Origin of the sequence: Bacillus sp. AR13-1 (genome assembly GCF_008042285.1) — a bacterium.
GTDB classification, from domain to species: Bacteria; Bacillota; Bacilli; order Bacillales; family Bacillaceae_G; genus Bacillus_A; species Bacillus_A mycoides.
Map to the genome: position 1 here is coordinate 207,908 of NZ_QNUA01000006.1, position 24,088 is coordinate 231,995.

Below are 24,088 nucleotides of genomic sequence, written 5' to 3' on the forward strand. Positions count from 1 at the left end.
GTATAAAAAAGTACAAGTAGATTATACTTGTACTTTTTTGTCTGAAAGGTGAAGTTTTTAGAACTAAAGGTTTTCTAAGTGAAAGAAAAACATACATTTACTGACATACCAGAAGACCATTGGGCTAAAGATGCGATAAGCACCTTACAATCTAATAAAGCTATAGTTGGAACTGGTAATGGTTTATCCCGCTATTTGTGGGCAATAAAACTCCCACCTCAAAATTTAGATGGAGCAAAGAAGTTAGGTGGAAGCCCTGCTGCCCGTAAACGCCCGATTGGTGAGAGCTAATAATCAGTGGGGGATGAACAAAACCCCAACTGATTAAAGTTTCACTTTATTCGAACCAGAAAAACTTGTAACCCGTGAACAGTATGCGAAGTTCTTAAATAATGCACTTCATAGATTCTACGTAAACGATTAATCTATGAAGCTCGAAAAAAGCGCAAATATGATATTTGCGCTTTTTTTGTCTATAAAGTGAAATTTTTATAAGTGAAGGACTTGATTAGTAGATAGTAGAATATTGTATATATAACATCTTTGCAAAAGCTTTTGTTTATCCTTTTTGAAAATTAAATAGAGAAACTAGAGCGCAAAGATAAGAATATTTCTTCAAATGATTTGCATGCAATTCAGAATACCAATTGGAATTGAGAGCGAATTGGCTCACCTAGTAATCTTCAAAATAATAGATGTTAAAAATGCAATATATTACATACGGTTTGCAAATGCAGCATATGTAATATGGGAAAAGAATTTAGTCTATTATTTTCCACTTTTAATAAAGTGGAAATGAAGGAGAGAGGACAATGAAGAAAAAAATGTTCCGTATAATGGCGGCAGCGACTATTATGAGTGGAGTATTGGTAAGCGCAAATGTTCCTAATATAAAAGCAGAAGAATATCCAGAAATGATTGTATTTGATGATGTTCCAGTAGACCATTGGGCATATGAATATATTATAGAAGTGGCGTATCATAAAGTTATGCTAGGTTATGGAAATGGAAAGTTTGGTGTAGGTGATAATGTAACCCGTGAACAAGTGGCGGCAATACTGTATCGCGCACTTAATATAAAACATGAAGGCCCATTAAAAAATCCTTATAAGGATATTTCTGAAAGATCAACAATGTTTCCAAATGAAATTTTAGCATTAACAGAGCGCGGTATTTTTAAAGGTGATGAGAAGGGGAACTTTAGACCTAGAGAAACAATAACACGTGCAGAAGTAGCGCAAGTTCTTACACAGACATATTCCTTTGAAGCGAAGCAACAGCATACATTTAAAGATGTACCAAATAATTACTGGGCAAAAAATGCAATTAGTGCTCTGCAAGCTAATAATGTCATAGTAGGAACAGGGAATGGAAAGTTTGAACCAAATAAAGTTGTAACACGTGAGCAATATGCAACATTTTTAAATAAAGCTATTATTAATTTTAATTTGAAAGATGAATAACATGAAACGGAAGTTTTTAAAGATATAGTACAAGAAAAATAAAATTATATTAATATATCATATTTCTTTTAAAAAAAGCGCGGGAATTACGCGCTTTTTTCTTATTTTAAATTGTTTATCTGTATATTTATTCTGCTGTTCATAGTTCTGCGGTTAGTGTTTATGGAAAAAACAGGTTAATTATAGTTACTTTTTATGGGGGAAAAGTACGGTTTAGTAACTTTATTGTTAATTAAGTATAAAGATAAGTATGTGAAATACAGTTCACAAATTAGACAAACATTATATAGATAAGTGTATTGTTACTTTTCCATAAATTCTTTATATTAGAAAAAAATATGTTTTTTTTAGGGAGAGAATACAGTGAAGAAAAAGATTTTAAAAGTAGCAACAGCTTTAACAATTATGGGTGGAATTGGATTAAGTGGACAAGGTACTACAGCAAATGCTGAAGTAGCTGTGAAACAACAACAAGCTGCTCCTGTTACATTTAAAGATGTACCAGCAGGACATTGGTCTTATGAAGCAATTCAAACTTTAGCAGAACATGAAATTATGCTTGGTTACGGAAATGGTGTGTTCGGTTTTGGACATAACGTAAATCGTGAACAAGTAGCCGCTTTAATTTATCGCGCACTAGATCTTGATGAACAATTTGGTGAAGATGAGGTATTAGAAAGCCCGTATAATGATATTGTTGATGACAACTCAACGATGTTTCCTTTTGAAGTTTTAGCAGTAACAGAATTAGGTATCTTTACAGGTGACGAGAATGGAAACTTCAGACCAAAAGCTACGTTAACACGTGCAGAAATGGCGCAAGTTCTTACGAGAGCATTTGGGTTACAGGTACAAGGACCAGCAGGATTTAAAGATGTACCAAAGGGACATTGGGCAGAAAATGCTATTAATGCAGTAGGTTCAAATGGTATTTCAGTAGGAGATGGAAAGGGTAACTTCGCTCCGAACATGAAAGTAACACGTGAACAATATGCACAGTTCTTATTTAACTCAATGTTTGAATAAATAATAAAAAAGGAGCCGGTGTTGTATAACACTGGCTTCTTTTTTATGTGTAATGCCGGTGGAAGAATACAGTTTTGTAAAAAAAGTGATTAAATTTTCAAAAAAAACTTCCTTTTCCAAAGATTTGTTATATAATATAAAACATAAAATCAAATCTGTTATAAGACAGTTTAAGAAGGGGATGCTAATATGTCGACGCAAACTTCACGGGTTACACTGGCCGGAGAAATGTTACCAGCGTACAACGAAATATTGACACCTGAGGCGCTTAGTTTTTTAAAGGAACTGCATGAAAATTTCAATGAACGCCGCACGGAACTTTTACAAAAGCGTGTGGAGAAACAAAAAAGAATTGATGCAGGGGAGTTTCCTACGTTTTTAGAAGAAACAAAGCATATACGTGAAGGGGATTGGACAATCGCCCAGCTTCCGAAAAATTTAGAGGATCGCCGCGTGGAGATTACTGGTCCGGTGGATAGAAAGATGGTCATTAACGCTTTAAATTCAGGAGCACATCTTTTTATGGCAGACTTTGAAGATTCGAATGCACCAACTTGGAGAAATGCTGTCGAAGGTCAAATTAACTTACGAGATGCGAATGAGGGAACGATTTCACATAAAAATGAAAACGGAAAAGAATATCGTTTAAATAGTAAAACAGCTGTATTAATTGTGCGTCCGAGAGGGTGGCATTTAGAAGAAAAACATACGCAAGTTGATGGCAAGAACATGTCTGGCAGTTTAGTAGATTTTGGTTTGTACTTTTTCCATAATGCGAAGACGCTTTTAGCAAAAGGAAGTGGCCCATACTTTTACTTACCGAAAATGGAAAGTTACTTAGAGGCAAGATTATGGAATGACGTTTTCGTATTCGCTCAAAAGTATATCGGTATTCCGAACGGAACGATTAAAGCGACTGTGTTAATAGAAACGATTCACGCTTCATTTGAAATGGATGAAATTTTGTATGAACTAAGAGATCATTCTGCTGGTTTAAACTGCGGACGATGGGATTATATATTTAGTTTCTTAAAGAGCTTCCGTAATCATAATGAATTTTTACTTCCGGATAGAGCGCAAGTCACGATGACAGCGCCGTTTATGCGCGCGTATTCTTTGAAAGTTATTCAAACGTGTCATCGTCGTAACGCGCCAGCAATCGGAGGGATGGCGGCGCAAATCCCAATTAAAAATGACCCAGAAGCAAATGAGGCAGCTTTCGAGAAAGTGCGTGCTGATAAGGAGCGCGAAGCTTTAGACGGTCATGATGGGACTTGGGTTGCCCACCCGGGACTTGTACCGGTTGCAATGGAAGTATTTAATCACATAATGAAAACGCCAAATCAAATTTTTAGAAAGCGTGAAGAAATACGTGTAACAGAAAAGGATTTATTAGAAGTACCGATGGGAACGATTACAGAAGGTGGTCTTCGCACGAATATTAACGTCGGTATTCAATATATTGCATCTTGGTTAAGCGGGCGGGGAGCAGCTCCAATTTATAACTTAATGGAAGATGCAGCAACAGCAGAAATATCAAGAGCACAAGTATGGCAGTGGATTCGTCATGAGGGTGGAAAGCTAAGTGATGGCCGTAATATCACTTTTAAATTAATGGAAGAATTGAAAGAAGAAGAACTAGCAAAAATAGAAAGAGAGATTGGTAAGGAAGCATTTAATAAGGGGAGATTTGAAGAAGCTACAAAACTGTTTACAAACCTTGTTCGTAATAACGAGTTCATGCCGTTTTTAACATTACCGGGTTATGAAATTTTATAAGAAACAAGAAAAGGGGATGGAACATATGAAAAACGAAAGAATTGATAAATTGCAGGAAAGCTGGGAATTAGATACGCGCTGGAAAGGGATAACACGTCCATATACAGCTGAAGATGTAATTCGTCTGCGCGGATCGATTGATATTGAACATACGTTAGCGCGCTGCGGTGCAGAGAAGCTTTGGAAATCACTTCATACAGAAGATTATATTAATGCACTTGGGGCATTAACAGGAAACCAAGCGATGCAACAAGTGAAGGCTGGATTAAAAGCAATTTATTTAAGCGGTTGGCAAGTAGCGGCAGATGCGAACCTTTCTGGACATATGTATCCTGACCAAAGCTTATACCCAGCGAACAGTGTGCCAGCTGTTGTAAAACGAATTAACCAAACACTTCAACGTGCTGATCAAATTCAGCATATGGAAGGTAGCGGTGATACGGATTATTTCGTTCCAATTGTGGCGGATGCTGAAGCTGGGTTTGGTGGACAGTTAAACGTATTTGAATTAATGAAAGGGATGATTGAAGCGGGTGCATCTGGCGTGCACTTTGAAGACCAATTATCTTCAGAGAAAAAATGCGGGCATTTAGGCGGAAAAGTATTATTACCGACGCAAACAGCGGTGCGTAATTTAATTTCAGCACGTCTTGCTGCGGATGTAATGGGTGTACCAACAATTATCGTCGCAAGAACAGATGCAGATGCGGCAGATTTAATTACGAGCGATATCGATCCAGTTGATCAAGAGTTTATTACAGGTGAAAGAACGCCAGAAGGGTTTTATCATACGAAAGCAGGTCTTGATCAAGCAATTGCACGTGGTTTAGCGTATGCGCCGTATGCAGATCTCGTTTGGTGTGAAACGTCGGAGCCAAATTTAGAAGATGCAAAACGCTTTGCGGACGCAATTCATAAGAAATATCCAGGGAAGCTACTTGCTTACAACTGTTCCCCTTCTTTTAACTGGAAACAAAAATTAGATGAAAAAACGATTGCAAGCTTCCAAAAAGAAATTGCATCGTACGGTTATAAATTCCAGTTCGTAACGCTTGCTGGATTCCATTCATTAAATTACGGCATGTTTGAATTAGCGCGTGGTTATAAAGAGCGCGGCATGGCAGCGTACTCTGAATTACAACAAGCAGAGTTCGCAGCAGAGAAATACGGTTACTCTGCAACGCGCCATCAACGCGAAGTAGGAACAGGATACTTTGATGAAGTAGCACAAGTGATTACAGGCGGTACTTCATCAACGACTGCTCTAAAGGGATCCACAGAAGAAGAACAGTTTACGAAATAAAGGTATAAGTAGGTGCCCCAAAAAATATTTTTGGGGCACTTTTCTTATTTATTATTACGTCGCTGACATTGTTAAACTTTGTCGGAAAGTTGATGTAATTTTATTTGTCGTCGTATTGTGGGACGTTCACTTCTATTTAAAATATCCAATCCAATATAGTGAATATACCAACGATAGCAGTAAAAAGAAGGAATGCGAATAATGATAGACAGCCCCATGTAAATAGTTTGTCTTTCCATGTTTCTTCATAATCATCAATTAGTTCCTCTATCACTTTTTTCTGCAATGGCTGTAAGGGACGTTCGGTGTGTAGTCCTGTAATAATGTTACGATCTCCTTTGAATTTTAAAGCACGTACAATATGATAAGAGTCGTTTCCCATCGATTTTTCAAATTGTAGACATGCCGCGTGCATAACATCTGTTTTCTCTTTTTCAAGATACCAATACCGTCCAGCCATTTCTGGGTATTGTAATGTAAAGTAAATGTCACCGAGTTTTTTCCTAAGTGCTAATTCATTCGGATAAGTAGTGATTAATCCGTGTAATCTATCTCTTGCTTTTCCAAGGTTGTTATTTTCAATATCTTTTTCAATTCTCTTTAATGTTTTTTTAGGGATTATTTCTGTCATACACGCCTCCTTATTAGAATAGGTGTGGTTATATTTTATAAGAAATAATAAAATTTAGAAATTTTATTTTTAAAAAGGATTGTACATTCTATTTTAAGTATGTTATGATAATACCAGTTGAATAATTAAATTAAGCAATCCATATATTATCAAATGCCGAAAACAAACGGGAAAAAGTATGTGAGAACTAGTTTATTTTTCGAATTTGATAATGTGTGGATTCTTTTTTTATACATGAAGACTAAATAAAATGTATTTTCGTAGGAGGAAATAATTATGACAGTTACAGGACAAGTAAAATGGTTTAACAACGAAAAAGGCTTCGGTTTCATCGAAGTTCCAGGCGAAAACGATGTATTCGTACATTTCTCTGCAATCGAAACTGATGGTTTCAAATCTTTAGAAGAAGGCCAAAAAGTTAGCTTCGAAATCGAAGATGGCAACCGTGGACCTCAAGCTAAAAACGTAATCAAACTATAATTTTATAGTTTATTATAGAAAAAAGGATGGCTTATGCCATCCTTTTTTTGTTGTTGAGATATACGATATTTATATTAGTAATAAAGACAGCCTAAAAAGTATGATTGAAGAAATAAAGGCGTACTCGAAAACTTATGAAAATGATAAAGTGACGGTAATTGATTTGAGGAAGTCTCATTCTCGGTATTTAGATCAAGAACCATATTACAGGTTGAAAGAGATACAGAGAATCTTGGAAGAAAAAATAGTAGGTTTTTTGAGGATGAAGAAGAATGAAGGAAATGGCAATCAGTATGTAAAAGGGCTTTCCGTAAAGGAAGGCCTTTTAGTGTTCTTTCACAGCTTTTTTCTTTTCACGTTTCTTGCATTCTGGACATTTAGATTTACGAAAAGGCTTCGCGAAGAACAGTAAAATAAAAAATAAACCGAATATAATACTCGCTGAATTTTTTACGATAACAATGCTACTATTTTTCATTTGAATTGTTGGATGATCTTGCTTTTCTTCCATGAGAGACCTCCGTATATTTGATTTATATTTTAATTATAGCAAAATTAATTGCTGTAATTATATGAAAAGGGGAATGTGTTAAACATATTACAAATGATATAAATTCTTTTTTCGTATATAGAATCCTTTTTTTATACAGATTATTCCTTTAATATTCATATATCATTATTAACAAATTTATATTATATTTGATTTATTATAAGTATTTGTAAAGAATCGTGGAATGTAAACCATTTCCTTTTCGTAGGTGCTACTATAAAAGGGAAATGAAGAAGGGAAATTAAATAGCAATCGAAAATTAAAAAAGAGAGGTGAAAAATCTGTTACTAACAAAAGAGCGAGTATAGATAAAAGTATTCTTAGCGTGCAAAAACTACATACTCTAAGGATATACATTTTCCTATATTTGTAGTAGCAGACAGTAGACTATGGAAAGTAAAGTAGAACGTTATGTCGAAAACTATGTTGTAAGCAAAAATACAATGGCCTTACTTCCTGTTGTTCTAGGAGAAAAGAAAGTTGTTACGCGAATTGTAGAAATGGAAGATTCTTTTTTCGTATTTCAAAAGCCTCTTGATATTATAGAGAGAAGTTGCCGGAAGCATGGTTCTAGTTTCTTTGGAAGAAAAGAAGGAACGAAGGAGTTAACGCGTATTACACATAAAGCTCCTATCGCAATTAGCCCGACAGATCAACTTTATTTTTTCCCTACGTATTCTTATTCTCGAAAAGAGTGTGCGTGGTTATCTCATTTTCATATTGAAGATAATAAAGAATTAAAAGATGGAAATCTTATTATTAGATTTATAAATGGTTTCGCTGTGAAACTAGAAATGTCAAAAAGTAGCTTTGAAAATCAGCAAAATCGTACAGCGAAATTACGGACAGAGTATGAAGATCGTAAGAAAAAACAAGGAAATCCTTGCTTTAAAGAGATTGATAAAAATGAAGAATCTAAATTAACACCAGCATATGAGAAAGTGTATTTTGTGAAGGAAGGCGAAGTGTGAGAGGGAAAGGATGGGGAGACTCATCCTTTTTATTTGTCTGTTTTTGTCGGAAAGTCGATAAAAATCAAATTGTGGTCGATGTATTCAGAAAATCACCGGTGTAATTTCATTTACCGAAAAAATCATCAAAAAATATTGTTCCTCAAACAACCAAACGTACAACAAACCTTGTCGAATATTGAAAGATTATCATAGCATAATAATGAAGGAATTCTAGCGAATGATATGGAAACTTTAATAAATACATCTCCATATGTCGTATCTACCATTTCCTCTTTCATTTAAGCAATGATACAGTAGAGGTAGTAATTAGAGTAAAGGGGTAAAGTGTAGAATGGATTTTCAAACGATCAAAGAGTATTTTTCACCAGAAAATATGGATCATATTGTTGAAAGTTATCGTGCGTTCGGACCGCTTCTCGGTATTGGCTTACCGATGATAGAGGCGCTTATTCCGGCATTGCCACTCATTGTGTTTGTGTTGGCGAATGCTGTTGCATTTGGTTTTTGGTTCGGTTTTCTTTATTCATGGATTGGGTCAGTAATTGGTGCAATGCTTGTATTTTTCATTATTCGTAGCTTTGGAAGAAGTCGTTTCTTTTCTTTTGTAAATAAGCATGAGAGAGTGCGAAAAGCGATGGGATGGATTGAAAGAAAAGGGTTCGCGCCAATCTTTGTTATATTTTGTTTTCCGTTCACACCATCTGCGCTTATAAACGTTGTAGCTGGTTTATCTCGCATTAGCGTAAAACAGTTTGGACTAGCATTAGCATTTGGAAAGCTTGTTATGATCTTTATTTTAACGTATATCGGTCATGATTTAGTGTCATTTATTCATAAGCCGGTGAAATCGGTTATTGTGGGCGTTGTTATTTTTATTTTATGGTATGTCGGTAAAAAAATTGAAGTAAAGTTAGAACTACATTAGGAAAAGTCTTCTTTGTCCCGCTATTTGAGGGCAGTAAAACTCCCACCAAAAAATTCGACTGAAGCAAAGAAGTTAGGTGGGAGATCAAACTGCCCGTAAATGCCCGATTGGTGCGGGCTAATAATCGGTGGGGGATGAACAAAACCCCCACCGATTAAGTTTCACTTTATAAATGCAAGCTTCATCATTAAAGGGCGAGGGGAGAAGCGAATGAAGAAAACTTTGAAAAAAGAAGGGCTAGAGTGGGTAAGAACAATTTTAATTGGTGTACTATTAGCTGTATTTTTTCGAACGTTTTTCTTTTCAACGTACGTTGTAGAGGGGAAGTCAATGATGCCGACATTGCAAGATGGAAATATGCTCGTTGTGAATAAGGTGAGTTATCAAGTAGGGGACTTGAATCGATTTGATGTCGTCGTTTTTCATGCGAATAAAAAAGAGGACTATGTAAAGCGAATTATCGGTTTACCTGGGGATCATATCGAATATAAGCATGATAAATTATATATAAACGGACAATTCGTGGATGAACCTTATTTAGAGACGTATAAGAAAGAGACAAATGGACGGCAATTAACAGGCGATTTTAAACTAGAAGAGTTAACGAAAGAAAAGTTTGTACCACCCGGTTCTATTTTTGTAGTTGGTGACAACCGCCTTGGTAGCTGGGATAGTAGGCACTTCGGCTTTGTGAAAGCTGATACAGTTGTCGGTAAAGTTGATTTACGATATTGGCCGATTCAAGAGGTACAAACGAATTTCTCAAAAGGCTGATATAATAAAATGAAGTATAAGGAAAAGACAAACGAGTATGTTTGTCTTTTTTATCGTCCTATAATACAATTGTGGTAGCAAACTAACGTTCGTTATGTAAGTGAAAGGTGGGGTTTCATGTCACTTCGATTTGTGATTGGTAGAGCTGGAAGTGGAAAAAGTACACTTTGTTTACACGAAGTGCAAGAAGAGTTAAAACAGCGCCCAAGAGGGAAAACAATATTATATCTTGTGCCAGAACAGATGACATTCCAAACGCAGCAGGCGTTAATTGGGAGCGAAGATGTAAGAGGTTCTATTCGGGCACAAGTTTTTAGTTTTTCGCGATTAGCGTGGAAGGTGCTGCAAGAAGTTGGTGGAGCGAGTCGTCTTCATATTGATGAAGCTGGTGTACATATGTTGCTTCGTAAAATTGTAGAATCTCGTAAAGATGGACTATCTGTGTTTCAAAAAGCAGCGGAGCAAAACGGTTTCTTTGAACATCTTGGTAGTATGATTGCTGAGTTTAAACGTTACAATGTGACGCCGTCTAACGTATATGAAATGTGGCAACAATTAGACACGCATAGCAGTAGTGCAGAGCAAAAGCTACTAGCGAATAAAGTGTATGATTTACAGTTATTATATGATGATTTTGAACGTGCTTTAATCGGAAAGTATTTAGATTCAGAAGACTACTTACAATTATTAATTGAGAAGCTTTCAGACTCTGAGTATGTAAAAGGCGCGGAAATTTATATAGATGGATTCCATTCATTTTCTCCTCAAGAGCTAGAAATCGTTAGAGGGCTAATGAGATTAGGAACAAGAGTAACAATAACATTAACGATAGATGAAAAAACGTTAGCGCAGCCAGTGAATGAACTAGATTTATTTTATGAAACGACGTTAACGTATGAAAAAATAAAACAAGTAGCGCGTGAAGAGAAAATAGAAATTGAAAAAACAATTCCACTTATGGAACAACCGCGTTTTCATTCTCCAGCATTAGCTCATTTAGAAACGTATTATGAAGCGCGTCCGAATGAAAAGTATCATGGTGAAGCGAGTGTAACAATTAGTACAGCAGCTAATTTACGAGCTGAAGTAGAAGGTGTAGCTCGTGAAATTAGAAGACTTGTGGCGGATGAAGACTATCGTTACCGAGATATCGCAGTCCTTCTTCGTAACGGAGAAAGTTATTACGACGTAATGCGAACGTTATTTACGGATTATAATATCCCGCATTTCATCGATGAAAAACGCCCAATGTCACATCATCCGCTAGTAGAATGTATTCGTTCTGCACTCGAGATTATTAGCGGGAATTGGCGTTATGATGCAGTATTCCGCTGCGTGAAAACAGAGCTTTTATATCCATTAGATGTAAGAAAAGAAGCGATGCGCGAAGAGATGGATGAGTTTGAAAACTACTGTTTAGCGTACGGTGTACAAGGGAAGAGATGGACTTCTGAAGATCCGTGGATGTATCGTCGTTATCGTTCTCTTGATGATGCGAGCGAAATGATAACAGACAGTGAGCGTGAAATGGAAGAGAAAATAAATCGACTTCGCGACGTTGTAAGAACGCCAGTTATTCGTATGCAAAAAAGACTGAAGCGTGCTGGAACAGTTATGCAAATGTGCGAAGCGGTATATTTATTTTTAGAGGAGCTTGACGTTCCGAAAAAACTAGAAGAATTACGTGTTCGTGCAGAAGAAAATGGAGATTTCTTATTTGCGACAGACCATGAGCAAGTATGGGAAGAAGTGATGAATCTTCTTGATACGTTCGTTGAGATGCTTGGCGAAGAGAAGATGTCCCTTTCAATGTTTACGGAGGTTATGTCGACAGGTCTTGAGGCACTTCAATTTGCGAACATTCCGCCGTCACTAGATCAAGTGTTAGTTGCTAATATTGATCATTCTAGATTATCAGATATTAAAGCGACGTTCATTATTGGAGTAAACGAAGGTGTGATTCCAGCAGCGCCTATGGATGAAGGTATGCTTTCTGATGAGGAAAGAAATGTTCTCACCGCTGCAGGTATCGAATTAGCACCAACGACGAGACAAACTTTATTAGAAGAACAGTTCGTTATGTATCAAATGGTGACGAGAGCATCTGAGAAGTTATACATTTCTTGTCCGCTTGCGGATGAAGAAGGAAAGACGTTACTTGCGTCTAGCTTTATTAAGAAAATAAAAAGAATGTTCCCTGATGTGAAAGAATCGTTTATTACGAATGATGTAAATGACTTATCGCGTTCGGAACAAATTTCATACGTAGCAACGCCAGAAGTAACTTTGTCTTATGTCATGCAGCAACTGCAAACGTGGAAGCGATACGGATTTGAAGGGAATTTAGACTTTTGGTGGGACGTATATAACTTCTACGTTACTTCAGATGAATGGAAGCAAAAAAGTAGCCGTGTGTTATCAAGTTTATTCTACCGAAATCGTGCACAGAAACTAAGTACAGATGTAAGTAGGGATTTATATGGAGATACAATTAAGGGAAGCGTTTCTCGTATGGAACTATTTAATCGCTGTGCGTACGCTCATTTTGCTCAGCACGGTTTATCACTAAGAGAGCGTGATATTTTCAAACTTGATGCGCCAGATATCGGTGAACTATTCCATGCAGCGCTGAAGAGAATTGCAGACAAGCTATTACGTGAAAATCGGACTTGGGCGGATTTATCAATAAAAGAGTGTGAACACCTTTCTGCTTTAGTAATAGAAGAAATTGCACCGTTATTACAAAGACAAATTTTATTAAGTTCGAACCGTCATTTCTATTTAAAGCAAAAACTACAACAAATCATTTTCCGTACGTCACTTATTCTTCGTGAACATGCGAAGTCGAGTGGATTTGTACCAGTTGATTTAGAAGTACCGTTCGGTATGGGCGGGACTGGATCTCTTCCGCCAATGGAATTTGCGTTGCCAAATGGTGTGAAGATGGAAGTAGTTGGCCGTATTGACCGTGTTGATAAGGCGGAAGATGAGAGTGGTACGTTCCTTCGTATTATTGATTATAAATCAAGTTCGAAAGCGTTAGATTTAACAGAAGTGTATTACGGACTCGCACTTCAAATGTTAACGTATTTAGATGTTGTTACTTCAAATGCACATACGTGGATGAAAAAGGGCAGTACTGCATCACCGGCGGGTGTATTGTATTTCCATATTCATAACCCGATTGTTGAGATGAAAGGCGATGCATCTGAAGAAGAAATTGAGAAAGAAATTTTAAAGAAATTTAAAATGAAAGGTCTCGTACTAGGAGATGCTGACGTTGTGCGTTTAATGGATAATAAACTTTCAACAGGAAGCTCTGATATTATTTCTGCTGGTCTGAAAAAAGATGGTAGTTTTAGTGCGCGTTCTAGCATTGCAAGTGAACAAGAGTTTAACGTACTTCAAAAATATGTACACCACTCGTTTGAAAATATCGGAAAAGACATTACAGAAGGTGTTATCGATATTGCTCCTTACAAAAAGGGGAATAAAGCGGCATGTACGTTCTGTAACTTCAAATCTGTTTGTCAATTTGATGAATCACTTGAAGATAACCAATTCCGTACGTTAAAAGATATGAAAGATAGCGAAGCGATGGAGAAAATTAGAGAGGAGGTTGGCGGAGAATGATAGAAAATTGGCCTCAGAAACCAGAAGGTAGTCAATGGACAGATGACCAGTGGAAAGCGGTTGTAGCGAACGGACGTGATATTTTAGTCGCAGCGGCAGCTGGATCAGGGAAAACAGCGGTATTAGTTGAACGTATTATTAAAAAGATTATAAGTGAGGAAAATCCAGTCGATGTCGACCGCCTGCTCGTTGTAACATTTACGAATGCAGCAGCGCAAGAAATGAAAAATCGAATTGGGGAAGCGTTAGAAAAAGTATTAATTGATGGGCCAGGTTCACAGCATATAAGAAAGCAGCTTAGCTTATTAAATAAAGCTTCCATTTCTACAATTCATTCATTTTGTTTACAAGTTATTAGAGGATATTATTACATGCTTGATGTCGATCCTCGTTTTCGTATTGCGAACCAAACAGAAAATGAGTTATTAAAAGAAGAAGTGCTAGATGACATATTAGAAGAAGAATATGGAATCGAAGATAATAGTATTTTCTTTGAACTAGTTGATCGTTATACGAGTGACCGTAGTGACGATGACTTACAACGAATGATTTTAGCGCTTCATACAGAATCAAGAGCGCATCCAAACCCGGAGAAGTGGCTTGATAAATTAGTAGAAGCATACGACGTTGAAGGAAAGACGATTGAAGATTTAGTGTACGCTTCTTACTTATTAGAAGATGTGAAGTTTCAGCTTGAAACAGCGGAAAAGCATATTCGTAAGGCGACTGAACTCGCAATGCTTCCTGATGGTCCAGCGCCTCGCGTTGAAACTTTACAAGCGGATTTAGCTTTACTTGGAACGTTATCCTCAGCAGCTCGTGGATCGTGGACAAGCGTTTATGAAGCGATGCAAAATGTATCGTGGCAAACGTTAAAGCGTATTAAAAAAAGTGATTACAACGAAGATGTTGTAAAACAAGTAGATTCTCTTCGTAATAAAGCGAAAGATGAAGTGAAGAAATTACAAGAAGAGCTATTTAGCCGCAGACCCGAAAGTTTCTTACGAGATTTTCAAGATATGCATCCTGTATTAGAAAAACTCGTGAAGCTTGTAAAAGTATTTACAGAGCGTTTCCAAGCGATTAAGCGAGATAAAGGAATGGTCGATTTCACAGATTTAGAGCATTTCTGTTTGCAAATTTTAAGCGAGCAAAGTGAAGGCGGTGAAATGAAGCCGTCAGCAGTAGCACTTCAATATCGTAATAAATTTGCTGAAGTACTAGTTGATGAATATCAAGATACGAACTTCGTACAGGAATCAATTATTAAATTCGTAACGAAAGATTCTGAGAGTGAAGGAAACTTGTTCATGGTTGGTGACGTAAAACAGTCAATCTATCGTTTCCGACTAGCAGAGCCTGGTTTATTCTTAGGAAAATATAAACGTTTCACACAAGAAGGATCGGGCGGCGGAATGAAGATTGACTTAGCGAAAAACTTCCGTAGCCGTCATGAAGTGCTAGCAGGTACGAACTTTATTTTCAAACAAATTATGGGCGAAGAAGTCGGCGAAATCGATTATGATGCTGACGCTGAATTAAAGCTAGGTGCTAGCTATCCAGAAGGTGAAGATGTAGCGGCAGAGCTATTATGTATTCAGCAAACTGAGGAAGAAGTGCAAGACGGTGAAGAAGGTGCCGAAGTAGAAAAAGCGCAGCTTGAAGCTCGTCTTATGGCGCAGCGTATTAAAGCAATGGTCGATTCAGGCTATGAAGTGTATGATCGTAAAACTGATAGTATGCGCCCAGTGCAATATCGTGATTTCGTTATTTTACTTCGCTCGATGCCATGGGCGCCGCAAATTATGGAAGAATTAAAACTACAAGGAATTCCGGTATATGCTGACCTTGCGACTGGTTACTTTGAAGCGACAGAAGTAAATATTATGATGAACGTATTCCGCGTCATTGATAACCCGATGCAAGATATTCCGCTTGCAGCTGTACTTCGTTCACCGATCGTTGGACTAAATGACGAAGAACTTGCGACGCTTCGTGCTCATGGAAAGAAAGGCTCGTTTTATGAAGTGATGAGCTCATTCTTAAAGGGAGCGCCGCTTGAAGAAGAACAAGAACTGCATGATAAATTAGAGTGGTTTTATAACTTACTGCAAGGGTGGCGTGAATTTGCGCGTCAACAATCTCTTTCTGATTTAATTTGGAAAGTGTACGGTGAGACAGGCTATTACGACTTTGTCGGCGGTTTACCAGCCGGAAAGCAAAGGCAGGCAAACTTACGCGTACTATATGACCGTGCAAGACAATATGAAGCAACATCGTTTAGAGGATTATTCCGCTTCTTGCGCTTTATTGAGCGTATTTTAGAACGCGGAGATGATATGGGAACGGCGAGAGCCCTCGGAGAACAAGAAGATGTTGTTCGCATTATGACGATTCATAAAAGTAAAGGGCTAGAGTTCCCAGTCGTATTTGTAGCTGGACTTGGTCGCCGTTTTAATACACAAGATTTAATGAAGCGTTTCTTACTTCATAAAGATTTCGGTTTCGGTTCACAATTTATCGATCCTCGTAAACGAATTAAATATACGACATTATCGCAACTAGCGATTAAGCGTAAAATGAAGATGGAATTAATTGCGGAAGAAATGCGCGTACTATACGTAGCGTTAACACGTGCAAAAGAGAAGTTAATTTTAATTGGAACAGTTAAAGATGCCAATAAAGAAATGGAAAAATGGCTCGATGCAAGAGAGCATAGTGAATGGTTATTACCAGACCATATTCGTGCCGGAGCGTCTTGCTACTTAGACTGGATTGCACCTGCCTTATATAGACACCGTGATAGTGAAATGCTTCTTGAATTAGGACAAGGAAATATTCCAGGCGAAATTTATGAATATAGTGCTAGCTGGAAAGTAGAAGTTGTTGAAGGGAAAGATTTACTTGCACCAGAACCAGTTCAAGAAGAGAAACAAGAGTTATTAGAAGCGCTTCGCGATAAAAAAGCTGTTCCGTTAGAAAGTGAACGGAAAGAAGAAGTGTACGACAGATTGATGTGGGAATACGGGTATGCGGAAGCGACATCTCACCGTGCGAAACAGTCTGTTACAGAAATAAAGAGAAATTATCAATCTGAAGAAGGTAGCGATAACGCCTTTATTAAAAAACTTCGTGCACCAATTAAAACACGTCCGCGCTTTATGGAGAAAAAAGGGCTAACATACGCAGAGCGAGGGACAGCAGTCCATGCCGTTATGCAGCATGTAGATTTGAAGAAACCAATTACGATTGAAGTTCTTCAAGAACAAATTGCAAGAATGGTAAATAAAGAACTATTAACATTTGAACAAGCTGAAGAAATAGCGATTGAAAAGGTAATTTCATTCTTTGACAGTGACTTAGGTAAAAGGGTATTAGCAGCAAAAAGTGTTGAGCGCGAAGTACCATTTACGATGATGCTTTCAGCAGAAGAAGCGTATCAAGATTGGCAAGGGAAGAAAGGCGAATCAATACTTGTCCAAGGGGTTATCGACTGCATGATCGAAGAGGAAGACGGAATTACTTTAATCGACTTTAAAACAGATACGATTGAAGGAAAGTTCCTAGGCGGATTTGATCAAGCGAAACCAATTTTAGAAGACCGATACAAAGTACAGCTTTCACTATATGCAAAAGCACTCGAGAAAAGCTTAAAACATCCTGTGAAAGAGAAATCTTTATATTTCTTTGATGGAAATCATGTTGTAAATATTGACGAATAGAGCTTAGAAAGGGGTTATGGATTATGGCGACGTTAAGAACTTGTGATCAAGGACACGAGTACTACAAAAGTAGCGATTGTCCAACTTGCCCAACCTGTGAGAAAGAGAGAAAGCCAAAAGAAGGCTTTCTTTCTCTTCTTTCAGCACCAGCAAGGCGAGCGTTAGAGCACCATGGAATAACGACTGAAGCAGAACTTTCAAAGTATAGTGAAAAAGAAATTTTGAAACTGCACGGTATAGGACCAGCATCTTTACCTAAATTGAGAGCGGCTTTAGAAGATAAGGGATTATCATTTAAATAAAAAAACTAATCATTAGCGGGGAGTAGCATCTTCATTAATGATTAGTTTTTATAATCGGTATTAATTAGCTAGATAAACGCGTATAACGAAATCCCATTTTGAAAATCGTAAATCGATGGACAAAACGATTTAAAAGATGGATCAAGAATATAAGCGGATTGATTATAATATTAAGGAAGGAAGTGCAACACGATGGATTTTGAAACAGTAATGCAAGAGCTTGAAACTCTCGGCAAGGAACGAACTAAAAAAATATACATATCCAATGGTGCAAAGGAGCCACTTTTTGGCGTAGCTACAGGTGCTATGAAACCAATCGCGAAGAAAATAAAAATCAATCAAAGTTTAGCTGAAGAGCTTTATGCTACAGGTAACTATGATGCGATGTACTTTGCAGGCATTATTGCAGATCCAAAAACTATGAACGAATCGGATTTTGATCGTTGGATGGATGGGGCGTACTTTTATATGCTGTCCGATTATGTGGTAGCAGTAACTTTATCAGAGTCAGATTTTGCACAAGACGTTGCTGATAAATGAATTGCAAGTGGTGACGAACTAAGAATGTCAGCGGGATGGAGTTGCTACTGCTGGCTTTTAGGGAATCGAAAAGACCATGAATTTTCCGAAAGTAAGATTGCCAATATGCTAGAAGTTGTAAAAAATACAATTTATGATGCGCCAGAACGTACGAAATCCGCTATGAATAATTTTCTAAACACTGTGGGGATTTCATATGTGCCGCTACATGAAAAGGCAGTTGAAACCGCAAAGGAAGTAGGCATAGTAGAACTAAAACGGGATAACAAGAAAAGTAGTTTTCTAAATGCTTACGAAAGTATTCATAAAGAACTTGATAGAGGAAGACTCGGATTCAAACGTAAATATGTAAGATGTTAAAATTAAAAGAAACAGCCCTAGCTCTACACAAAATAGAGCTAAAGCTGTTTCTTTTTTACGCTGTTCCAATTTGATCTTGGTCTGCAACGTCCGAATCAAATGTATTTGTTGCGCTAACGCCGCTAAAAGTGTTGACGACAAATCCGACATTGGAAGCCCCAGAGCCGTTATAAGCTTTCGTATTTTCTTTCGGAGACACGTTATAAAAATCTCCTAAGTTGAAAGAGCCGTTACTGTTTTGAACGACAAGATTTCCTACAACCGAAGGCATACCATCCACCTACTTTACTAAGCTTTTTAATTACTATATGAATTATTTAGAGGAAGGTTCATCAGTAATAAATTGGCGGATTTGTAGCGTGCGAGAATTATTAAAAACATAGTCAACATTGCCGATTTGGAAGCACGCGGAATTTAAAAGGGTTCGCAAGTGAACATCATTTACTTCAATAAAAGGGCACTCATTTACAATATTTAGTTTTACATCTGTCGTTCGCTTTGGAATTGTAATGTACTCATCTGTAAAGATTTCAAACGCATCAAAACGACCTTCACCTTTTATATAACAAGGGATTTCTCGATGAACGATAAGTGCTCTATTTTTTAATTCTATTTGATTAGAATCCCCGGCCTGGAAGACAGCTGCAACCCCCATAGAAACGATAGAAACATTTTGTACAATTGAAGTATGACGGAGCATAATTTTTCCTCTCCTCAACCTGGAGTCGGAGGGACATCTGTTACTAATGGTACAAATGGTCCCTCTGTAACAGATTCGAATGGCGTATCAAGAATAGAAGAAAGGATGAGAAGGTTTGCATCTCCAATTAAAAATAATGCGGAAGAAGAAACCCCGTTCATTTTAATCTGGCCTACTTTTAACTCGCGGTTTACAACATTTAAATTCATGCATACTCACTCCTTTCGGAAATTGCCCGGTATGTGTTGAATAAAGGAAAGGAACGCCTTGTCAATATCTTGTTTCATCGCTTGAATAATGATGTCTCGTAAATAATCGGGATCTGTGGAAATACCCTCATACGATTGAACTTGTGATAAATAATATGGAAGTCTATGTTCCATCTGTTTTTTTATGTCATCCACCATCATTTGTCGATACATCTCATCAAGCGGCGTTCTCTCTTCTTGTTCAAAATGGAGAATTCGACTATATGCTTCTTCATCTAAATAGCGATGCATTTCTTGGAGGATACCTTGATAAAAGTCTGGATTTGTTTCTGTTTCAGGATTTACTTTTAATGTTTCTGTATCCACTTGAAAATCTTCAATTTGTTGCCCTTTTGTTGAAAATGGATTCAAGCCAATATTTAAAGTGCCGTTTAAATTTTCTACTTTTAATTGATCGAATTTATATTCCACTTTTCCTATAGAAGAGGAGGGACGACTTTTTAACTCATTAAGCTCTTCTTGTAGTAGGCGAACTTGCTCTTCAAGGTTTAGAATAGTTTGCTGCTGTATTTGGAGAGCTTGTTGAAGTTGGTGTAGGTAAGTATATATATCTTGATTCATTTGTGAAACCTCCTTTTCAATAGGGAGGGGAAATATATTCCTGCTATATATTTATGACAAGGATACCTTAAGAAGAACTAGTTGATGGTTTGATGGAAATAATTTGTCCTTTCGCATGTAAAGGGCGAAGCGGTTCTGTAAATCCGCCAGAATTTGAGAATTTAGAAAGAGCCTTAATACTACCTGCAGTTCCAATTTGAAAAACGGAAGAGGTCGTAATGCTATCGATTTTAATGCTGTTAATGATGATACTTTGGTTCACATAAAAATTCAATGCAATCGCCCCCTTTAGTTCGAACCAATTATTGCTTGATCAATTACATCTGAATCATTGACGGTCGTTGAGCTTTGATAATTGTAAACAGAGACGTTATCCCCAACATTAAATGAACCGGCTCCGGCAAAAGCGCGTGAATAACTAATAGGCCTAATCGCAAATACATCTCCAATATGAAAAATACCACTTGATCCAATGTTAACGATACGAATATGTCCGACCATAGCTGGCATACAAAACACCTTTCGTTTTTAAAATTTTCTTTTCTACTATTGTATGGGCGTTTTCAATAAAATGTGTATTTTTTCGAAATAAAAGAAACACATACGTTATTGCGTATGTGTTTCGAACATTTGAGTATGTGTGCAATCTGTATGTATAGGCCAAACAACATTTAAGAGCCTGTCCAATTCCTGGCTACAATCTACTGTTTTTTGAGAAGTCATTCCGTAGCGTTCAGCAAAATAGATCATTTTTTCGCGTTTTTTTTCGATAGCTTGCTCAAACATTGAAATCGGCTCCATCTCTCAATAAATTTTATGTATATATGTAGTACATATTATACAAAAATCCCATAAAAAAGAAACATCTTCGCTAAAAAAAGTATAATTTCTACATTTTATGTCAAATAACGGATGAGGAACAAATGTAAGAATGGTTGAATATTGTAAAAATTAGCGTGTGTAAGAAGGTTTTTTTCTTAAGGATGCGAATACAATTATAGGGTATGAGTTTTAGGATGGAGAGTGGAAATGTTGCGTTTTGTAACGGCGAAGAAAGAAGAAAAAGTATTTGTAGGTATTGTGGATGAAGAGGAAGAAAAGGTATTACATTTAAGAGAAGCGCAAAGACAAAAAGGGGAAAAGGTTACTATCCCAATTACCATGTTAGAGTGTATTGAAAGAGGAAGCGAATGTCTTGAGAAAGTGTACGATATTGTAAATTGGGCGAAGGAAAATGCGGGATCGGCGTATTATCCGTTAGCAGAGGTGAAAATATTAGCACCGATTCCAAGGCCGAGAAAAAATATTCTTTGTGTTGGAAAGAACTATCGTGAGCATGCGGTAGAAATGGGCGGAGTAGAGTCTATCCCTGAAAATATAATGATTTTTACAAAGGCGCCAACAACAGTGATTGGAATTGATGAGCAAATTAATGGTCACCCTCACGCGACGAATGAACTTGATTATGAAGGTGAACTAGCAATCGTTATCGGTAAGCGAGGGAAACAAATAAAAATAGAAAAAGCTCTTGATCATGTTTTTGGATATACAGTTATAAATGATGTAACTGCTCGGGATATTCAAAGAAAACATAAACAATTTTTCCTAGGGAAAAGTTTCGATACATTTTGTCCGATGGGACCGTATTTAATTCATAAATCGATGGTTAGAACGCCGAATGCATTACACATTGAAACAGTGGTAAATGGAGAAGTAAGGCAAACTTCAAATACGAGAGAAATGATTTTTTCAGTAGAAGAAATTATTTCAACTATAAGTAAAGGCATGACATTAGAGCCAGGAGATATCATTGCAACAGGGACACCAGCTGGTGTTGGTAAAGGTTTTACACCACCGAAGTTTTTACATGCTGGTGATGAAGTTGTTATTACAGTAGAGGGAATTGGTACGTTAAGAAATATAGTGAAATGAAAAAAGAGCTATCTTGTGAAAAGATAGCTCTTTTCTATGGGCGTGGATTAACGGAGTAATCTATGATGGCGAAAATATACAATCCGATTAATGCTAAAGTACAAATTCCAATTAGCATAACTGCAAGTGCGCTTCTCTCACGGCCAAAACCGATAATTGTAAGGAAAACAGCAGCCCAAAATGATGTTTTGAGTAGTGTGAATGTATTAGGAGTTGAATAATGACTGAGTAAAGTTGTAGATAATATGAAGCCGATGAATGTCATAGAAATAAAAATTGTAGCTAAATTGTTAATGTGTTTACCGTATTTCAATAGCATACAGTTACCCCCTTTTTAACAAAAACAGAATATTCAATTTTATTTTACGATAAACTACTAAAAAAAGAAAGAGGTTGTCCTATATTTAGGACAACCTCACTATGATTAAGATAGTACAGCTTTAATTTTTTGGAACGCCCACTCTAAATCTTCTTCAGAGATTACTAGAGGTGGTGCAATACGAATTACGTTTTCGTGTGTTTCTTTACATAATAGCCCAGCTGCTTTTAGTTGTTCACAGTAAGGACGAGCTGGCTCGTTTAATTCGATACCGATGAATAAACCTTTACCGCGAATGTCAGTAATCATTGGGTTATCAATTTCTTTTAATTGCCCAACTAGTTTTTCTCCTAATTGAAGAGAACGCTCTGTTAATTTTTCTTCTTCTAATACTTCAAGAGCTGCAATAGAAACAGCACATGCAAGTGGGTTACCACCGAATGTAGAACCGTGAGAACCTGGCTCGAATACACCTAAAATGTCGCTGTTTGCTGCAACACAAGAGATTGGGAATACGCCGCCGCCAAGTGCTTTACCAAGTATGTACATGTCAGGAGTTACATTGTCCCAGTCGCAAGCAAATACTTTACCCGTACGGCCTAAGCCTGTTTGGATTTCATCTGCTACGAATAAAACGTTTTCTTTTTTACATACTTCAAAAGCTTCTTGTAAGAAACCAGCTGGTGGAATGTTAATTCCTGCTTCACCTTGGATTGGCTCTAAAATGAATGCAGCTGTATTTGGTGTAATCGCAGCTTTTAACGCTTCTAAATCACCATAAGGAATTACAATAATGCCAGGAAGCATTGGACCGAAGCCGCGCTTGTACTCTTCGTTTGATGACATAGAAACAGCACCCATTGTACGTCCGTGGAAGTTATCTTCACAAACGATGATTTCTGCACGGTTTGCTTCTACCTTTTTCACATCATAAGCCCAGCGACGAGCTGTTTTAATTGCAGTTTCAACAGCCTCTGCGCCTGTATTCATAGGAAGTACCATATTTTTATTTGTTAGTTTCGCAACTTTTTCGTACCAAGGACCTAATTGATCGCTATGGAAAGCACGAGAAGTTAACGTCACTCGATTAGCTTGGTCAATTAAAGCGTTAATGATTTTTGGATGACGATGACCTTGGTTTACTGCAGAATATGCACTTAATAAGTCCATATAGCGGTTTCCTTCAGGATCTTCTACCCAAACGCCTTCTGCTTTAGAAATAACGATTGGAAGTGGATGGTAGTTATTTGCCCCGTATGTGTCTGTAAGTTCGATAATATCCTTAGTTTGAATCATGATTGTTCCCCCTTTTGTTATTACAAGAAGTTTGTAAATACTCTAAATATTATAGCATTTAAATATAAAAAAGCGAAACATTTCCTGAAAATATATGAACATGTTATCATATAGAGTGAAAAAGTGTGAAAAAGAGGAGGCAGGGATACGATGGTACATATGCATATTACAGCATGGGCGTTAGGATTAATTTTATTCTTCGTTGCGTATTCACTTTATTCAGCAGGAAGAAAAGGTAAAGGTGTACATATGGGGCTTCGCCTTATGTATATCATCATTATTGTGACAGGTTTCATGTTGTACATGAGTATTGTGAAGACGGCAACAGGTAGCATGCACATGTGGTACGGCATGAAAATGCTAGCTGGTATATTAGTAATCGCTGGAATGGAAATGGTTCTTGTGAAAATGAGCAAAAACAAACCAACAGGGGCGGTTTGGGGCTTATTTATTGTCGCGCTAGTAGCGGTATTATACTTAGGACTAAAATTACCGCTTGGCTGGTACGTATTCAAATAAAAATAAAACCACCTTATGATCTCAAATACT

24 protein-coding genes and 4 pseudogenes are annotated in these 24,088 nt (G+C 37.2%); 17 read left to right on the forward strand and 11 right to left on the reverse strand.

All coding sequences use genetic code 11. From position 1 onward, the window contains the following. Nucleotides 1-78: 78 nt before the first annotated feature. The 5 genes and pseudogenes from DN408_RS31880 to aceA all read left to right on the forward strand — a co-directional run. Nucleotides 79-183: pseudogene (locus DN408_RS31880) on the forward strand (S-layer homology domain-containing protein); the annotation flags it as partial. A gap of 629 nt (nucleotides 184-812) precedes the next feature. Then, nucleotides 813-1,463 (forward strand): S-layer homology domain-containing protein, encoded by a 651-nt coding sequence (locus DN408_RS03850; RefSeq protein ID WP_002168914.1) that lies wholly within the window; start codon nucleotides 813-815, stop codon nucleotides 1,461-1,463. Between the two features lie 363 nt (nucleotides 1,464-1,826). Beyond that, nucleotides 1,827-2,489, forward strand: a complete 663-nt coding sequence (locus DN408_RS03855; protein ID WP_002168913.1) for an S-layer homology domain-containing protein — start codon at nucleotides 1,827-1,829, stop codon at nucleotides 2,487-2,489. Between the two features lie 189 nt (nucleotides 2,490-2,678). Continuing rightward, complete coding sequence (aceB, locus tag DN408_RS03860; protein ID WP_078179197.1) at nucleotides 2,679-4,268, forward strand: malate synthase A; 1,590 nt, start codon at nucleotides 2,679-2,681, stop codon at nucleotides 4,266-4,268. A gap of 25 nt (nucleotides 4,269-4,293) precedes the next feature. Then, nucleotides 4,294-5,571, forward strand: a complete 1,278-nt coding sequence (gene aceA, locus DN408_RS03865; RefSeq protein ID WP_002125874.1) for an isocitrate lyase — start codon at nucleotides 4,294-4,296, stop codon at nucleotides 5,569-5,571. A 136-nt stretch (nucleotides 5,572-5,707) separates the two neighbouring features. Here the strand turns inward: aceA and DN408_RS03870 are convergent, their stop codons facing one another. Next, entirely contained in the window at nucleotides 5,708-6,202 is a 495-nt protein-coding gene (locus tag DN408_RS03870) for a DUF6584 family protein (protein ID WP_002011284.1), read from the reverse strand. A gap of 276 nt (nucleotides 6,203-6,478) precedes the next feature. Here DN408_RS03870 and cspA point away from each other — a divergent pair, with 276 nt between their 5' ends. Both cspA and DN408_RS31885 read left to right on the forward strand, forming a co-directional pair. Continuing rightward, on the forward strand, nucleotides 6,479-6,682 hold the full coding sequence (gene cspA, locus DN408_RS03875) for an RNA chaperone/antiterminator CspA (protein WP_002011282.1): 204 nt from the start codon (nucleotides 6,479-6,481) through the stop codon (nucleotides 6,680-6,682). 58 nt (nucleotides 6,683-6,740) lie between these two features. Beyond that, nucleotides 6,741-6,958: pseudogene (locus DN408_RS31885) on the forward strand (hypothetical protein). Between the two features lie 49 nt (nucleotides 6,959-7,007). On the opposite strand, the gene DN408_RS03885 reads toward DN408_RS31885, so the two are convergent. Next, complete coding sequence (locus tag DN408_RS03885; protein WP_002011281.1) at nucleotides 7,008-7,193, reverse strand: hypothetical protein; 186 nt, start codon at nucleotides 7,191-7,193, stop codon at nucleotides 7,008-7,010. 298 nt (nucleotides 7,194-7,491) lie between these two features. On the opposite strand from DN408_RS03885, the pseudogene DN408_RS03890 reads away from it, so the two are divergent. The 8 genes and pseudogenes from DN408_RS03890 to DN408_RS03925 all read left to right on the forward strand — a co-directional run. Next, nucleotides 7,492-7,572, forward strand: a pseudogene (locus DN408_RS03890) (RNA-guided endonuclease TnpB family protein); the annotation flags it as partial. A gap of 49 nt (nucleotides 7,573-7,621) precedes the next feature. Next, entirely contained in the window at nucleotides 7,622-8,203 is a 582-nt protein-coding gene (locus tag DN408_RS03895; protein WP_002011279.1) for a competence protein ComK, read from the forward strand. 334 nt (nucleotides 8,204-8,537) lie between these two features. Beyond that, nucleotides 8,538-9,131 (forward strand): TVP38/TMEM64 family protein, encoded by a 594-nt coding sequence (locus DN408_RS03900; RefSeq protein WP_002011278.1) that lies wholly within the window; start codon nucleotides 8,538-8,540, stop codon nucleotides 9,129-9,131. A 210-nt stretch (nucleotides 9,132-9,341) separates the two neighbouring features. Continuing rightward, nucleotides 9,342-9,905, forward strand: coding sequence for a signal peptidase I (gene lepB / locus DN408_RS03905; RefSeq protein ID WP_002011277.1), 564 nt, complete (start codon nucleotides 9,342-9,344; stop codon nucleotides 9,903-9,905). A gap of 117 nt (nucleotides 9,906-10,022) precedes the next feature. Then, entirely contained in the window at nucleotides 10,023-13,538 is a 3,516-nt protein-coding gene (addB, locus tag DN408_RS03910) for a helicase-exonuclease AddAB subunit AddB (protein WP_002186441.1), read from the forward strand. Next, complete coding sequence (addA, locus tag DN408_RS03915) at nucleotides 13,535-17,260, forward strand: helicase-exonuclease AddAB subunit AddA (RefSeq protein ID WP_002186439.1); 3,726 nt, start codon at nucleotides 13,535-13,537, stop codon at nucleotides 17,258-17,260. Before addB ends, addA begins: the two co-directional genes overlap by 4 nt. A gap of 23 nt (nucleotides 17,261-17,283) precedes the next feature. After that, nucleotides 17,284-17,562 (forward strand): RNA polymerase alpha subunit C-terminal domain-containing protein, encoded by a 279-nt coding sequence (locus DN408_RS03920; RefSeq protein WP_002011271.1) that lies wholly within the window; start codon nucleotides 17,284-17,286, stop codon nucleotides 17,560-17,562. A 192-nt stretch (nucleotides 17,563-17,754) separates the two neighbouring features. Continuing rightward, nucleotides 17,755-18,462 (forward strand): annotated as a pseudogene (locus tag DN408_RS03925) (DNA alkylation repair protein). Nucleotides 18,463-18,517: 55 nt separating this feature from the next. On the opposite strand, the gene gerPF reads toward DN408_RS03925, so the two are convergent. The 7 genes from gerPF to DN408_RS03960 form a co-directional block, all read right to left on the reverse strand. Continuing rightward, a complete protein-coding gene (gerPF, locus tag DN408_RS03930) occupies nucleotides 18,518-18,733 on the reverse strand; it encodes a spore germination protein GerPF (protein WP_001141570.1) in 216 nt (71 codons plus the stop codon). 42 nt (nucleotides 18,734-18,775) lie between these two features. Then, nucleotides 18,776-19,162, reverse strand: a complete 387-nt coding sequence (locus tag DN408_RS03935) for a spore germination protein GerPE (RefSeq protein WP_002125894.1) — start codon at nucleotides 19,160-19,162, stop codon at nucleotides 18,776-18,778. A 14-nt stretch (nucleotides 19,163-19,176) separates the two neighbouring features. Then, entirely contained in the window at nucleotides 19,177-19,371 is a 195-nt protein-coding gene (gerPD, locus tag DN408_RS03940; protein WP_001052805.1) for a spore germination protein GerPD, read from the reverse strand. Nucleotides 19,372-19,377: 6 nt separating this feature from the next. Next, on the reverse strand, nucleotides 19,378-19,992 hold the full coding sequence (gerPC, locus tag DN408_RS03945) for a spore germination protein GerPC (RefSeq protein ID WP_001070757.1): 615 nt from the start codon (nucleotides 19,990-19,992) through the stop codon (nucleotides 19,378-19,380). 67 nt (nucleotides 19,993-20,059) lie between these two features. Further along, a complete protein-coding gene (gene gerPB / locus DN408_RS03950; RefSeq protein ID WP_001012505.1) occupies nucleotides 20,060-20,266 on the reverse strand; it encodes a spore germination protein GerPB in 207 nt (68 codons plus the stop codon). A gap of 14 nt (nucleotides 20,267-20,280) precedes the next feature. Next, nucleotides 20,281-20,502 carry a spore germination protein GerPA gene (gene gerPA / locus DN408_RS03955; RefSeq protein ID WP_001111190.1) on the reverse strand — a complete coding sequence of 74 codons (222 nt, stop codon included), beginning with the start codon at nucleotides 20,500-20,502 and terminating at the stop codon, nucleotides 20,281-20,283. 96 nt (nucleotides 20,503-20,598) lie between these two features. Continuing rightward, a complete protein-coding gene (locus DN408_RS03960) occupies nucleotides 20,599-20,778 on the reverse strand; it encodes an aspartyl-phosphate phosphatase Spo0E family protein (RefSeq protein ID WP_002087032.1) in 180 nt (59 codons plus the stop codon). Nucleotides 20,779-21,021: 243 nt separating this feature from the next. On the opposite strand from DN408_RS03960, the gene DN408_RS03965 reads away from it, so the two are divergent. Continuing rightward, nucleotides 21,022-21,924: a fumarylacetoacetate hydrolase family protein gene (locus DN408_RS03965; RefSeq protein WP_002125896.1), complete on the forward strand. Its 903-nt coding sequence runs from the start codon at nucleotides 21,022-21,024 to the stop codon at nucleotides 21,922-21,924. 34 nt (nucleotides 21,925-21,958) lie between these two features. Here the strand turns inward: DN408_RS03965 and DN408_RS03970 are convergent, their stop codons facing one another. Both DN408_RS03970 and rocD read right to left on the reverse strand, forming a co-directional pair. Then, complete coding sequence (locus DN408_RS03970) at nucleotides 21,959-22,243, reverse strand: hypothetical protein (protein ID WP_000925332.1); 285 nt, start codon at nucleotides 22,241-22,243, stop codon at nucleotides 21,959-21,961. 105 nt (nucleotides 22,244-22,348) lie between these two features. Next, nucleotides 22,349-23,539, reverse strand: coding sequence for an ornithine aminotransferase (rocD, locus tag DN408_RS03975; protein ID WP_000616665.1), 1,191 nt, complete (start codon nucleotides 23,537-23,539; stop codon nucleotides 22,349-22,351). A gap of 150 nt (nucleotides 23,540-23,689) precedes the next feature. Between rocD and DN408_RS03980 the strand changes: the two genes are divergently transcribed. After that, entirely contained in the window at nucleotides 23,690-24,058 is a 369-nt protein-coding gene (locus DN408_RS03980; RefSeq protein ID WP_002011256.1) for a YisL family protein, read from the forward strand. Nucleotides 24,059-24,088 lie beyond the last annotated feature (30 nt).

What these genes read in the sequence shown, in the direction of transcription:
- DN408_RS03850 (WP_002168914.1), top strand. Translation starts at nt 813, where the DNA reads ATGAAGAAAAAAATGTTCCGTATAATGGCGGCAGCGACTATTATGAGT.
- aceB (WP_078179197.1), top strand. Translation starts at nt 2,679, where the DNA reads ATGTCGACGCAAACTTCACGGGTTACACTGGCCGGAGAAATGTTACCA.
- aceA (WP_002125874.1), top strand. Translation starts at nt 4,294, where the DNA reads ATGAAAAACGAAAGAATTGATAAATTGCAGGAAAGCTGGGAATTAGAT.
- DN408_RS03870 (WP_002011284.1), bottom strand. Translation starts at nt 6,202, where the DNA reads ATGACAGAAATAATCCCTAAAAAAACATTAAAGAGAATTGAAAAAGAT.
- cspA (WP_002011282.1), top strand. Translation starts at nt 6,479, where the DNA reads ATGACAGTTACAGGACAAGTAAAATGGTTTAACAACGAAAAAGGCTTC.
- DN408_RS03885 (WP_002011281.1), bottom strand. Translation starts at nt 7,193, where the DNA reads ATGGAAGAAAAGCAAGATCATCCAACAATTCAAATGAAAAATAGTAGC.
- DN408_RS03895 (WP_002011279.1), top strand. Translation starts at nt 7,622, where the DNA reads ATGGAAAGTAAAGTAGAACGTTATGTCGAAAACTATGTTGTAAGCAAA.
- DN408_RS03900 (WP_002011278.1), top strand. Translation starts at nt 8,538, where the DNA reads ATGGATTTTCAAACGATCAAAGAGTATTTTTCACCAGAAAATATGGAT.
- lepB (WP_002011277.1), top strand. Translation starts at nt 9,342, where the DNA reads ATGAAGAAAACTTTGAAAAAAGAAGGGCTAGAGTGGGTAAGAACAATT.
- addB (WP_002186441.1), top strand. Translation starts at nt 10,023, where the DNA reads ATGTCACTTCGATTTGTGATTGGTAGAGCTGGAAGTGGAAAAAGTACA.
- addA (WP_002186439.1), top strand. Translation starts at nt 13,535, where the DNA reads ATGATAGAAAATTGGCCTCAGAAACCAGAAGGTAGTCAATGGACAGAT.
- DN408_RS03920 (WP_002011271.1), top strand. Translation starts at nt 17,284, where the DNA reads ATGGCGACGTTAAGAACTTGTGATCAAGGACACGAGTACTACAAAAGT.
- gerPF (WP_001141570.1), bottom strand. Translation starts at nt 18,733, where the DNA reads ATGCCTTCGGTTGTAGGAAATCTTGTCGTTCAAAACAGTAACGGCTCT.
- DN408_RS03935 (WP_002125894.1), bottom strand. Translation starts at nt 19,162, where the DNA reads ATGCTCCGTCATACTTCAATTGTACAAAATGTTTCTATCGTTTCTATG.
- gerPD (WP_001052805.1), bottom strand. Translation starts at nt 19,371, where the DNA reads ATGAATTTAAATGTTGTAAACCGCGAGTTAAAAGTAGGCCAGATTAAA.
- gerPC (WP_001070757.1), bottom strand. Translation starts at nt 19,992, where the DNA reads ATGAATCAAGATATATATACTTACCTACACCAACTTCAACAAGCTCTC.
- gerPA (WP_001111190.1), bottom strand. Translation starts at nt 20,502, where the DNA reads ATGCCAGCTATGGTCGGACATATTCGTATCGTTAACATTGGATCAAGT.
- DN408_RS03960 (WP_002087032.1), bottom strand. Translation starts at nt 20,778, where the DNA reads ATGTTTGAGCAAGCTATCGAAAAAAAACGCGAAAAAATGATCTATTTT.
- DN408_RS03965 (WP_002125896.1), top strand. Translation starts at nt 21,022, where the DNA reads ATGTTGCGTTTTGTAACGGCGAAGAAAGAAGAAAAAGTATTTGTAGGT.
- DN408_RS03970 (WP_000925332.1), bottom strand. Translation starts at nt 22,243, where the DNA reads ATGCTATTGAAATACGGTAAACACATTAACAATTTAGCTACAATTTTT.
- rocD (WP_000616665.1), bottom strand. Translation starts at nt 23,539, where the DNA reads ATGATTCAAACTAAGGATATTATCGAACTTACAGACACATACGGGGCA.
- DN408_RS03980 (WP_002011256.1), top strand. Translation starts at nt 23,690, where the DNA reads ATGGTACATATGCATATTACAGCATGGGCGTTAGGATTAATTTTATTC.